This window comes from Sporosarcina luteola (genome assembly GCF_007991495.1).
In the GTDB taxonomy this organism is placed as follows: domain Bacteria; phylum Bacillota; class Bacilli; order Bacillales_A; family Planococcaceae; genus Sporosarcina; species Sporosarcina luteola.
This window is the reverse complement of the sequence record NZ_BJYL01000015.1, coordinates 25,437-37,464: the sequence shown is the minus strand read 5'-3', so window position 1 is coordinate 37,464 and position 12,028 is coordinate 25,437. Positions and strand designations below refer to the sequence as shown.

Here is a 12,028-nt window from a genome sequence, read left to right as displayed (position 1 = left end):
GCCCACCCTTTATAATTTTGTCCCACGTAGTGTAAAAAAATATAAATCTTATTGTTATTGTATACCTTCTCTTCGTTAATTTCAAACTTCTTACTCTTTTTTTTAGAATAAATCAACTAAGTCCACGTAGCTGATGGATCCGTATAATAACACTTCCCCATCGTTCTCCAGGACCGGAATCATGAGCATGTATTTCTCATGGCTTTCATCGTCTTTTTCGATATTGATTGTTGTCCACGTCAGCGGAAAATCTTCCGCGACCAATTTCATCATCGCTTCTGCTTCATCGCATAAGTGGCAACCGGGTTTTGTGTAGAAATGGATGTGCATTTTTAAACACCTCGATTGGATAGTTTTTATAGAATATTAGTTAGCGTCCACTCATTCCGACAAAGGCCCATTCTTTTGCCATCAGGGTCCATTCTTTCTTACAAAGGCCCATTCTTTCGCTGCCAGGGTCCATTCATTGCCTGCCAATTTATTTGCAGCAATTCAACTCCTATGAACGCTTGAATGGAAAGCAGTTGCTCAAGTTCAATTCAATATTTTTTTTCGCTTTTGGTTCGTCCAGCTGCAGGCGCCCTTCGCTTTTGGTTCGTCCAGCTGCGGGCGCCAGGGGCTCGGGGTCATAAGTCAAAGCTGCTCTGTGGCAAAAAGCGCCACGCCGCATCTTCGCCTTATGCCTGTCGCCCCTAGGCAGGCGTCCTTCGCTTTTGGGATCACCAACTCCTACCTGCCCCACCGCCGCCTGAGGATCCACCGCCTCCGGAGAACCCTCCTCCGCCGCCGAAGCCGCCGCTGCCTCCACCGAAGCCACCGCCTCCGCCGAAGGAGCCTGGGAAGAAGATGGGTCCGCCTCTGCGTCTACCTCTTCCACCTCGTCCACCACCACCGCCGCGTCCGCCGCCCATAAAGCGGATTAGCAGATAAATGATAATGAAAACAATGATGGGTGACGGAATGCCAAGACCTGATCCGCCTTGGTCGGCAACTGTATTCACTTCGGCCACTTCTCCGTCCCATCCATATTCTGCAGCAATTTCATTATAAAACGCTTTGTACCCTTCCATGATTGCCAAGTCTGGCTCAGGGTTTTGCTTTTCTAAATAAGGCATGGATACTTCATCCATGATCCTGCCGATTTTCCCATCTGGCAATGCACCTTCCAAACCGTATCCGGTAATCAGCCGGAAATGTCTCTTTTTATCCGAATTCGGTGTGGTTGTCACGACGAGCAATGCTCCGTTTTGTTCATCCTTTTTGCCGAGTTGGTATTCCCTATACGCTTTTAGTCCGAAATCCTCAACCGGTTCGTCCCCAATGCTAGATAGCGTGAGTACCGCAAGTTCAGCACCTGTCGCGTCATTCAGCATGCCACCTAGGCGGTTGAGTTCCGCCTTCTGTTCTGTGGAAAGTATGCCTGCATGGTCTTGGATATAGTAATCCATATCATTCCACCGCGGGACGTCAGCTGCGAACACCCCTGCAGGCATTAGGATTACGCTCAGACATACAGCTAGACAAAAACGGACGGCATTTCGAATCAATCGTTGTCATCTCCAAAATCGACTTTGGGTGCTTCATTCGCAGCTGTGTCCGCTTTGAAATATTCCTTTTCATCAAAACCGAAGATGGAAGCGACTAACTTGCCAGGAAACCGTTTCGTCTGTCGATTGTAATCCGAGACTACATTATTGTAATCCATACGAGCAACGCCAATCCGGTTCTCCGTTCCTGCTAACTCATCCATTAGTTGCGCGAAATTCTGATTCGCTTTCAAATCCGGGTAGTTCTCAACGACGACGAGCAATCTTCCGAGAGCATTCGAAAGTTCTGTATCTGCAGCAGCTTGCTCTTCCGGACCGCTTGCACTTGAAAGTTTTGCCCGTGCATTCGAAATATCAGCAATTACATCTTTTTCATGGCTTGCATATCCTTTTACAGTGCTCACTAAGTTCGGGATAAGGTCGAGTCTTCGTTGCAACTGATTTTCAACTTGTGCATACGACTTGTCGACATCCTCTTCCAGATTGACGAATTTGTTGTAGCTTGGAACAAACATAATTCCAACTATGACGAGAATGACAACAATGATCGCAAGTGGACCTAATAGTTTTTTCATCTTTTCTCACTCCATTCAATATACTTTGCAATACCCTTCAAATATCATGACTCAAACTTGAGTGTGTATACTATTTATCGTATGAAGTGCGAAAAGGTTTCAAACATAATTCTTTGAAAAGACGGATGATTGATTGAGCTATAAAAAGACGTAGAGCTAAAAGGACGAAGGTCCAGGAATGACGATATATATCGGGAAATGATCGATAACCGCAAAACGACAACAAAAAAACCGACCCAGTCACCCCGGGTCGGCCATCGTTCACTTATTATTTTTTCAAGTCTTTCATATCGCTGCGCGTAATGATATGGTCAATCAAACCGTATTCCTTTGCACGTTCAGCTGTCATGAAATTATCGCGGTCTGTGTCTTTCGCGATGACTTCGACCGGCTGTCCAGTACGTTCAGAAAGAATCGTATTTAACTTCTCGCGCAAGAATAGAATGCGTTTAGCAGCAATTTCAATTTCTGTCGCTTGCCCTTGAGCGCCGCCAAGTGGTTGGTGAATCATGACTTCTGCGTTTGGTAGCGCGTAACGTTTCCCTTTTGTTCCAGCAGTCAATAGGAATGATCCCATTGATGCTGCCATACCGATACAAATTGTTTGAATGTCCGGTTTGATGAATTGCATTGTGTCATAGATCGCCATTCCTGCGGTGATGCTTCCACCAGGGCTGTTAATATAGATAGAAACGTCCTTGTCAGGATCTTCCGCTTCCAAGAATAGCAATTGCGCTACAATCGAGTTCGCAACATTATCGTCAATTGCGCTGCCCAACATGATAATCCGATCTTTCAACAAACGGGAATAAATATCATAAGCGCGCTCTCCCCGGTTCGTTTGTTCAATAACTGTAGGTATTAGGTTCATGTTAGTTCCTCCTTTGATTGGATCTGAATCATCGTTCTGCTGAAACGATTCGTTTCAACTGTACATCTATCATACATACTATGGTCAATAAAGGTCAAATATAACGCATTTAAAATAAGTATTGCATTCATGCGGGTTTGTTTGTATAATTAATCTTGTCTGTTACAAACAGTCGTTCAATTAGCCCTCGTGGTGCAACGGATAGCACGTAAGATTCCGGTTCTTGAGATGTGGGTTCGATTCCTGCCGAGGGCGTATAAGTGTACATATAGAAGCTGTAAACATGTTTTCATGTTTGCAGCTTTTTTTATAATTCAGCCGTTTCATCCATACGTGGTGAAACGGCTCATTCTTTTTAATTTTCCTTCTCTACTAACGCAGACAACGTTGCAATCGCTTGCTCCTCATCCATACCTTCTGCGATCAATGTAACTGAAACGCCTTTTGCTACTGCTAAACTCATGACGCCCATGATGCTTTTCGCATTCACCTGGCGTTCATCTTTTTTCAAAAATACATCAGACGTAAACTTATTTGCCTCTTGGACAAATTGAGCAGCTTGTCTTGCTTGCAAGCCGGTCTTCATTTTTACTTCAACCGTTTTTTCCGCCATAATCATTGGACTCCTTTCATATTCCCGTCATCTTATCGGGTTGCAATACCCCCACTTCGGAGGTTTTCCGCGATTTCTTCTATTTTTCTTAAACGATGGTTGACACCCGATTTACTTACCGTCCCGCCTGACACCATCTCTCCCAGTTCTTTCAGGGTGATGTCTTGGTGTTCAATGCGTAGGTGGGCGATTTCTTGCAATCGATCCGGCAGTTGATCGAGACCGATCGTTCTTTGAATGAACTTGATATTTTCCACTTGCCGTTGTGCTGCGCCTATTGTTTTATTCAAATTGGCGGTTTCACAATTCACAAGACGGTTGACGCTGTTCCGCATATCCCTAATAATCCGTACATCTTCAAACTTCATCAACGAGGCATGGGCACCTATTAGTCCGAGGAAATCTGAAATTTTTTCAGCTTCCTTCAAATATGCGATATAACCTTTTTTCCGTTCAATCGACTTCGCATTCAATTGGAATTTATTCATGAGCGCTACGAGGTCTTCGCTATGCTCTTTGTAAAAAGAAAATATTTCCAAGTGGTAGGAGGACGTTTCCGGATTATTGACCGACCCTCCTGCCAAGAATGCGCCTCTTAAATAAGAACGCTGACAGCATTTCTTTTTCACCAATTCATCTACAATCTCATTTTTGAATTGAAAGGTGCCTGTTAAAATATATAAATCCTCAAGTAATTGCTTAGCCCCGTCACGTATTCGGCATATGTAGACGTTATTTTTCTTTAAACGCATTTTTTTTCGGACTAATAATTCAACTTTGTAAGGATAAAGACGTTTTATGTTTGAATAAAGTCTTCTTGCGATTGCCGCATTTTCGGTTTGCACATCCAAACTCAATTGTTTGTTTGAGAAAGATAATGCGCCGTTCATCCTTATAAAGGCGGCTATTTCCGACTTTACACAGCATTCGTCGGATTCTATATTTGTCAGTTCCTTTTTCACTTCAGATGCAAAAGACATGACTTTCCCCCTCCTTCGGCGATGATCAAGTCTACTCGCTTATAATCGTGCCTTCCATATAGCCCATAACCCATGACGCAACCTTATCGGCATCATGGATGATTCGTCCATCCGAGACGGTCGATACATCACCCAGTACAATATTGGGTACGAGCAATTGCAAAGCCTCAATGTCATTTTCCACGGGCAACTGAGTTTCGGGCGGTTCCATCCCCTCGTATAATGTCTCAAATTCAGTCTCATTCAACAACACTGTGTCAAGGAATGAGCTGCCTGCATGGTCGTACAAAGCTTTCACATGCTCAGATGCTGTATACTGATACGTTTCCCCTTCCTGCGTCGTCAAGTTGTTAATATACAACTTTTTGGCAGAACTGGCGAGGACGGCATCCCGTATATCCCTTACAAGTATCGTCGGCAATATGCTTGTATATAAGCTGCCCGGTCCAAAAATGATTAAATCCGCCCGCTTGATGACGCGGACAGTTTCAGGCAATGGTTCGACTTCCTGCGGAGAGACATACACTTTACGTATTTTACGGCCGTATACCGGAATTTTTGATTCACCGGTTACAATTGTGCCATCATCGAGCTCAGCATGCAAGGTGATCTTTTGATTTGCGGCTGGTAATACTTTACCTTTAATATTTAAAACCTGCCCCATCTTTTCGACTGCACTGGCAAAATCACCGGTAATGTCCGTCAATGCAGCGAGCATGAGATTGCCAAGCGAGTGCCCCTTCAGATCGTCAGAAGTGGAGAAACGGTATTGGAACATTTTCTCGATGAGCGGCTCCACATCTGAAAGCGCTGCCATCACTTGACGGATATCGCCTGGAGGGGGAATGTCGTATTGATCCAACAATCTGCCTGAACTTCCGCCGTCATCTGCAACTGTTACGATTGCAGTGAGGTCTACGGGGTATTTCTTCAACCCCCGCAGCATAGTGGACAACCCGGTCCCGCCTCCAAAAACGACAATTCTTTTCTTTTTCCCGGATTGCAGCATTGCGTCAACCCTTTCTTTTCTCTACATCCCGATGAGTAATTAATGTTTTATATTCTTCCTTAAATCGATTTCCGAAAAACTCAGCCAACGTCACAGATCTATGTTGGCCGCCGGTACAGCCAAAAGCGACAACAACTTGTGATTTACCTTCGTTTTTATACTGCGGTATGATGAATTTGAATAGATCAGACAGTTTATCAATTAACACTTGTGTATCATTCCATTTAAGGACATATTCATAAACGTCTTTATCCAAGCCAGTCATCGGTTTAAGCTCTTCAATATAATAAGGGTTTGGTAAAAAGCGTACATCGAATACAACATCCGCATCAATCGGCATGCCATGTTTAAAACCGAATGAGATGAAGTTCAACGTGAATGCAGTATCTCCTTTAAAGGAGAATGTGGACATGATCTTTTCCCGGAGTTCCCTAGGTTTCAACTCAGAAGTATTGTAGATGGAACGTGCACGGCCTCTCAATTCGGAAAGGAGTGTTCGTTCCTTTCGAATTCCGGTCAACGGGAGTCCGCCTTCCGCCAGTGGATGAGATCTTCTTGTTTCCTTGTATCGTCTGACAAGCGTCTCGTCATCGGCGTCGAGGAAAAGAAGCTTGGTCGAAACCCCATCCATTTGCAATAAATCATCCAACGCACCGATTAAGGCGTCAAAAAGGTCTCCGCCACGTGTATCCATGACAGCAGCAATCCGCCTCATCTTGTTTTCGGATTTCATCATTAAATCTAGAAATGTGACCAAAAGCTCGGGAGGCAAATTATCGATACAATAAAAACCTAAGTCTTCAAAGCTTTGCATCGCTACTGTTTTTCCGGCACCTGACATGCCTGTGATGATGACTAATTCAACATCGCTATTCGGTAATTCATTCTCCATTAGTGCTGGTCACCTTCCATTGAGTTTTGTAGATGCTCATCCAACAGTTCAAACTCTTCTGTATAATAGAATGTACCATATTGTACGCCCTTTTGGGAGACGGCGTACAATAAATTTGACCGATCGCCTTCCGCCATAGGCAATGTTTTTAAACTTTCGACCGGATGCCATTCAAGTAAGCCTTCCCTGTTCGATTCGTATGGTGTACCGATCAGGTCTTGCGCTACAAATGTATAGAGCATCCATTCGTTAAGTATTTCTTTTGATGCAGGATCGACGATCATCATCGTGTAAATGCCTTTGACGTGCGGGTCGACGGGCGTTGCGCCGGTTTCTTCTTGAAATTCCCGGACTGCGGCTTCGTAAATGGATTCCCCGGAATCCATTTTTCCGCCTGGTGCAACATACCAATCACGTCTTGGTTTTTTTAATAAAAGGACTTGATTGTCCTTGACTACGAGTAAATTTGCAATTCTTTGCATAACGGTTTCCTCACTTTTTTCAACGCGCATGGATCTATTATACAATGTTTACGTTGTAAACGACAAAAAAAGAAGACCACCTGCCAGTAAGTCGGCAGATCGTCTTAAACTGTTGCTATATTAAAAGGGGGGTCAATTGATACTCTTATCATAACCTTTTTGTATTTCAGTTCGATTACAGCAACATTAAGGTTAGATTAATAATCCTTTGAATGCTAGCAAAAAGAGACCCCTAATCGGATCTCTTTTCATTCTCAAACTTCAGCAGATAATTTCTCTGCCAGTTCTTCGATATATTTTTGGCATGCTTGTGCTGCGATGCTGCCGTCGCCTGTTGCTGTTACGACTTGGCGCAGCATTTTTTGGCGGACGTCTCCGGCTGCGTAGATACCAGGGACTTTTGTTTCCATGTCTTCGTTTGTGACGATGTAGCCATGGTCATCCAAGATGTCTAAGTTCTTGAATGGAGCCGTTAATGGATCCATTCCGACGTAAACGAACATGCCTTCAGTATCCATCACTTTTTCAGTGCCATCCACTGTTGACACAAGGGTAACGGAGCCGATTTTGCCGTCTTTGTCGTTTACTTGCTTAACAGTCGAGTTCCAGATGAAGTCGATTTTTTCATTGGCGAATGCACGGTCTTGAAGGATTTTTTGAGCCCGCAGTTCGTCGCGACGGTGAATGATTGTCACTTTGTTTGCGAAACGAGTCAAGTATGCCCCTTCTTCGACTGCGGAGTCTCCGCCGCCAATCACGACGATTTCTTTCCCTTTGAAAAACGCTCCGTCACAAACTGCACAATAGCTGACACCGCGGCCAGTTAGTTCTTGTTCGCCCGGTACACCCATTTTTCTGTACTCGGCACCTGTTGTAATGATGATGGCGCGAGCTTTATATTCTTTTTTGCCTGAAATGATCGTTTTGTAGCTTTCGCCGTCAATGATTTCATTGACATCCCCGTACGCATATTCCGCGCCGAACGCTTTGGCGTGATCAAACATTTTCGTAGAAAGATCCGGCCCTAGAATTGATTCGAAGCCGGGATAGTTTTCTATTTCCTCTGTGTTCGCCATTTGTCCACCAGGAATTCCGCGCTCCAACATTAAAGTTGAAAGGCTTGCTCTAGACGTATATACCGCTGCTGTCATTCCAGCTGGGCCAGCCCCAATAATTATGACGTCGTAAATTTTCTCGGTTGTCATTGGTTTTCCTCCTCCACTACATATAACACTGTACAAATCGTATAAGATTTCAAGTGGCCAATCAATTTTTATGCTCGGAGGGGGTATTTTTTCAAGTTCTTACGCATTGAATTGCGGAAGAAACTCAATCAGCTCATTTACGTATTTCGTCAAGGTCGGAACTGAAACGCCATAACTGCGGGCAATTGCCGTTTTGGTTACTCCTTTGTAACGCGACGATTGAAACATATAATCCGCTGCAGCCGCCAGTGCCGCCGGGTTCCTGAAATGATAGGAACGCGTAAGTGCCACTTCACATAGGGTGAACCACATTTGGAAAAGATGCGTCCCTTGCTTATCAAGCGGTTGGTATTGGGCATATATCAATTCCGTTGTTTCCAATGCCCGCATAAACGAATGGTCAAAATCATTTTCCACCGTGAATTCATAATTAAGGCTATTTGCTAAAAATAATTGCTCAATGACACTGAGTTTTTCCAAGTCAATATAGGAAGGATGGGAAACGATTTCTTGTTTATGTGCAGACTTTCCTAATAAGTAAAATCCTAATAATCTTTCACTACGATATTTATTCGTAATTTTGCTTAGTAGAAATTCACGATCTTGTTCATATGATTCTGGTTTTGCCGCAGCGTTTACATCCTTCCACGGCTCAAATCCCGCCTTGCTCGGATCAAGTTCTACGAGATTGTCGTAAGCTTCCTTCGCCACCGCTTCGTTTCCTGAGAAATAAGCCGAATGCGCAAGCCAGAAATAATAGCCCGCATCGCCTTCAAACCCTCTTTTTTTCAAGCTTCTCAGCCATCCATACGCTTCTTTATGCTTTCCAACTAAGGCAAATGTCGCGCCTAATTTGTAGCGATGGACAAATTGATAAGGCTTTATTTTCAGAAGCAGCTCGAGCAATGCATCCAATTCCTCTTTATCTTTCTCATAATAATAAAAGACGGCAAGATTGCATAATGCATGGAGATTGCCTTTATTTTTATCCAGAACATCATAAAGCAGTTCCTTCGCTGGTTCAATTTTACCGATATAGAAATAGGCAAGGGCCAAATTATTATAGGCCGCCCAAAATTCCGGGTAGTCGACGATAATTGATTCAAGAATGTCAATCGCCTCATCGAAACTCCCTGATTCCATCAATCTCCTTGCTTTCTCTTGAAGGAAATACACTTCTCCGTCCGGCGCTTCGTCATCGACAAAAAAGGCTTCCTCTTGTTCAGCAAAATCAATGATTTCCATTGAGTCATCGGCTAGTGGTCCGTCCGGGGCTAATGAAATATACTTTTCTGCATAGATTTTCGCATCACGAAGCAGACCCAGATGCGCGTGAACTTCGGCCAAATAGAAGATGATGTCCTCTTCTTCCGGGTCAAGTCCATGGGCAGCAGCTAGAATTTCATAGGCTTCCTCAAACATGCCTTCTTCCATAATCAGAATGCCGTACTGCATAAGAATGAGGGGATCATTAGGGCTTAATTCAACAGCTCTTTGCAAGTATTTATGGGCATCCTCAAAGCGATCACGCTGCATCGCTTTAATGCCCTTCTGGTAGTAAAATTCACCGTCGGGGATGAAAGATATAATTTTTTTATCTATGTTCCTATGCTTTTTATCCAATCAAATTCCTCCGAAAAAAGTAGAGGAACGCCTAAACGTCCCTCCCAATAAACTGCTTCTTTAACTTGCTTTCATTATACCATAACTTCTATACCCGTCATTCTATTTTTTGACACATTTGATTACTTAGCATTCTTTTGGCGTTCTGCCATCTGCTCGGCAGTATAAATGATCCGTACGGGGTTGCCGCCAGCCAATGCGCCTGCCGGAATATCACGATTGACGAGCGACGCCGCCGACACGATTGCACCATCGCCGATTTCAACACCCGGAAGTATCGTCGTATTCGCCCCGATCATTACACGATCTCCAATCACTACGTCACCAATACGGTACTCCTCAATCAAATACTCATGGGCAAGAATCGTTGTATTGAATCCGACGATCGTATTATCGCCGACGGAAATCCGTTCAGGAAACATCGTGTCCGGCATGACCATTAAAGCGAATGATGTTTTATCCCCGATTTTCATCCCAAGAAATGTACGGTAGATGAAGTTCTTCATCGGTATGAAAGGCGTGTATCTTCCGAGTTGGATGAAGATGAAGTTCTTTGCCACTTTAAAAAACGAAACGGTTTTATAAATATGCCAAAGGGAGTTCGCATCTCCTTTAGCAGGATAACGCTCGGTCCGTCTCACACTTTCTCTCCCGCTGTTATTGGCAATAGATCTGAGATGTGCTGAAGAACAAAGTCTGGCTCCAACTCGCGCATATACTGTTCGCCTTTCAATGACCAAGCTACCCCCGCAGTGCGAACGCCTGCATTTTTACCACCTAGGATATCATGGAAGTTATCGCCGATCATGAGCGTTTCCGCTGTGGATGAACCTAATCTCTCCATCGCAAGTACTAGCGGCTCTGGGTCAGGTTTAGCGCGTTGCACATCATCTATGCCGATGACAGTGTCAAACAAGTCTTCTATCCCGATGAGTTTCATACCTCTCATAATCATGTTTTTCCGCTTTGTCGACACGATTGCCATCTTCATTCCATTGCTTTTCAGCTGTCTCAATGTTTCTGCCACACCATCGAATTCGGTCACCATTAGATCATGATTCGCAAGATTCCATTCGCGGTATTCACTCATCAGTTGTTCGGATTTCTTTGGATCGATTTCATCGAATACATCTTTTAGCACCGGTCCTAAGAACGGTAAAATATGGACCCGTTCATACTTGCCCGGATAATGTTTGTTCAATACCGTTTGATACGTTTGGATGATCAGCTCATTCGTGTCGAGCAATGTTCCGTCAAAGTCAAAAAGCAATGTTGTAATGTTAGCCATTCAGCAAAGTGACCTCCCTCTCTCTTTTACGTTCGCTTTGCCTCCAGAAATAAGCGACTGCAATCGTCAATATGAATGCGGTGACGAGGCGGATGATGAGCAACGGCCAGACCGGGATGCCTAAAGGAATGAAAATAAGCGTATCCTCGACAACTGCGTGGCAAGCGACAAGGAATATAAAAGCAAGCGTTGCATCCTTTTTGCTTACGCCGTCCTCCTGTACCGCCTGAATCATGACGCCTGCGCCATAAGCCAGACCAATAACGAGGCCCGCAACGAGCGTCATAGAGGCATTCGGTTTGACACCGATGACCTTTGTAAAAGGCGCCAGCCTATCGGAAAACTTCTGCAAGTAGTGATTGTCTTTCAAATATTGGACGATAATCATCAATGGAATGACGATAAGCGCGAGCTGCAATACCCCGAATCCCGCTTTCTGTAAACCAAGCAAGCCGATGCCAATCCAACTTTCAGGGGCGGCTGCAATTTCAGGCGCCATGCCATATTGCGCAATCTCACCGCCGCCTTGCCAAACCAGATTGATGACAATCGCTGAGAATGCTGCCAAACCAAATCTCACAACGAGGACAATCCATAATTTCACACCGACCTTTAAAGCGACACCTGTTTCAATGAACATATTATGTGCAAAGCTGAGCATAACCGCCAATATGAATACTTCTTTCACTGTCAGATCAAGCGACAAAATGCCTGCTATCCCTGCATATAAGTTCAATGCATTCCCCAACACAAGCGGAATGGCCGCTTCCCCGCTTAGCCCGAATAGCCCCATAAAAGGAGATACAAGCTTCACAATCCACGGCAAAACCGGCGTGTGCTGCAAAATGACAAGAAGCAGCGTTATCGGAAAAATAATCTTTCCTAATGTCCACGTTGTTTTCAAACCAGCTTTCAACCCATTTTGAAACGTCTGCATTTCCCC

14 protein-coding genes and 1 tRNA gene are annotated in these 12,028 nt (G+C 44.3%); 1 reads left to right on the top strand and 14 read right to left on the bottom strand.

Annotated features, from left to right (window positions below; all coding sequences use genetic code 11):
* Positions 1-102 precede the first annotated feature (102 nt).
* The 4 genes from SLU01_RS05530 to clpP all read right to left on the bottom strand — a co-directional run bounded on the left by SLU01_RS05530 (position 103) and on the right by clpP (position 2,993).
* Positions 103-330 carry a glutaredoxin family protein gene (locus tag SLU01_RS05530; RefSeq protein ID WP_147056166.1) on the bottom strand — a complete coding sequence of 76 codons (228 nt, stop codon included), beginning with the start codon at positions 328-330 and terminating at the stop codon, positions 103-105.
* A 389-nt stretch (positions 331-719) separates the two neighbouring features.
* Positions 720-1,448, bottom strand: coding sequence for a TPM domain-containing protein (locus SLU01_RS05525; RefSeq protein WP_170232600.1), 729 nt, complete (start codon positions 1,446-1,448; stop codon positions 720-722).
* A gap of 95 nt (positions 1,449-1,543) precedes the next feature.
* On the bottom strand, positions 1,544-2,122 hold the full coding sequence (locus SLU01_RS05520; protein WP_147056162.1) for a LemA family protein: 579 nt from the start codon (positions 2,120-2,122) through the stop codon (positions 1,544-1,546).
* A 268-nt stretch (positions 2,123-2,390) separates the two neighbouring features.
* Positions 2,391-2,993 (bottom strand): ATP-dependent Clp endopeptidase proteolytic subunit ClpP, encoded by a 603-nt coding sequence (clpP, locus tag SLU01_RS05515; protein ID WP_147056160.1) that lies wholly within the window; start codon positions 2,991-2,993, stop codon positions 2,391-2,393.
* 183 nt (positions 2,994-3,176) lie between these two features.
* Between clpP and SLU01_RS05510 the strand changes: the two genes are divergently transcribed.
* A tRNA-Arg gene (locus SLU01_RS05510) sits at positions 3,177-3,248 on the top strand.
* A 100-nt stretch (positions 3,249-3,348) separates the two neighbouring features.
* Here the strand turns inward: SLU01_RS05510 and SLU01_RS05505 are convergent.
* From SLU01_RS05505 to SLU01_RS05460, 10 genes are all read right to left on the bottom strand, one after another.
* Positions 3,349-3,606, bottom strand: a complete 258-nt coding sequence (locus SLU01_RS05505; RefSeq protein WP_147056159.1) for an HPr family phosphocarrier protein — start codon at positions 3,604-3,606, stop codon at positions 3,349-3,351.
* A 32-nt stretch (positions 3,607-3,638) separates the two neighbouring features.
* Positions 3,639-4,586, bottom strand: coding sequence for a DNA-binding protein WhiA (gene whiA, locus SLU01_RS05500; RefSeq protein WP_147056157.1), 948 nt, complete (start codon positions 4,584-4,586; stop codon positions 3,639-3,641).
* Positions 4,587-4,617: 31 nt separating this feature from the next.
* Positions 4,618-5,595 (bottom strand): gluconeogenesis morphogenetic factor MgfK, encoded by a 978-nt coding sequence (gene mgfK, locus SLU01_RS05495; protein WP_147056155.1) that lies wholly within the window; start codon positions 5,593-5,595, stop codon positions 4,618-4,620.
* A gap of 4 nt (positions 5,596-5,599) precedes the next feature.
* Positions 5,600-6,487: an RNase adapter RapZ gene (rapZ, locus tag SLU01_RS05490; protein WP_147056153.1), complete on the bottom strand. Its 888-nt coding sequence runs from the start codon at positions 6,485-6,487 to the stop codon at positions 5,600-5,602.
* Positions 6,487-6,969: an NUDIX hydrolase gene (locus tag SLU01_RS05485; protein ID WP_147056151.1), complete on the bottom strand. Its 483-nt coding sequence runs from the start codon at positions 6,967-6,969 to the stop codon at positions 6,487-6,489. Before SLU01_RS05485 ends, rapZ begins: the two co-directional genes overlap by 1 nt.
* Positions 6,970-7,223: 254 nt before the next feature.
* On the bottom strand, positions 7,224-8,174 hold the full coding sequence (gene trxB / locus SLU01_RS05480; RefSeq protein WP_147056149.1) for a thioredoxin-disulfide reductase: 951 nt from the start codon (positions 8,172-8,174) through the stop codon (positions 7,224-7,226).
* 99 nt (positions 8,175-8,273) lie between these two features.
* The gene (locus SLU01_RS05475) at positions 8,274-9,797 is read right to left on the bottom strand and encodes a tetratricopeptide repeat protein (protein WP_147056147.1); all 1,524 of its coding nucleotides are present in this window, start codon (positions 9,795-9,797) and stop codon (positions 8,274-8,276) included.
* Between the two features lie 122 nt (positions 9,798-9,919).
* The gene (locus SLU01_RS05470; RefSeq protein ID WP_147056145.1) at positions 9,920-10,438 is read right to left on the bottom strand and encodes an acyltransferase; all 519 of its coding nucleotides are present in this window, start codon (positions 10,436-10,438) and stop codon (positions 9,920-9,922) included.
* Positions 10,435-11,085 (bottom strand): pyrophosphatase PpaX, encoded by a 651-nt coding sequence (gene ppaX / locus SLU01_RS05465; RefSeq protein ID WP_147056143.1) that lies wholly within the window; start codon positions 11,083-11,085, stop codon positions 10,435-10,437. Before ppaX ends, SLU01_RS05470 begins: the two co-directional genes overlap by 4 nt.
* On the bottom strand, positions 11,078-12,022 hold the full coding sequence (locus tag SLU01_RS05460) for a nucleoside recognition domain-containing protein (RefSeq protein ID WP_147056141.1): 945 nt from the start codon (positions 12,020-12,022) through the stop codon (positions 11,078-11,080). The genes ppaX and SLU01_RS05460 overlap by 8 nt, the downstream gene beginning before the upstream one ends.
* Positions 12,023-12,028 lie beyond the last annotated feature (6 nt).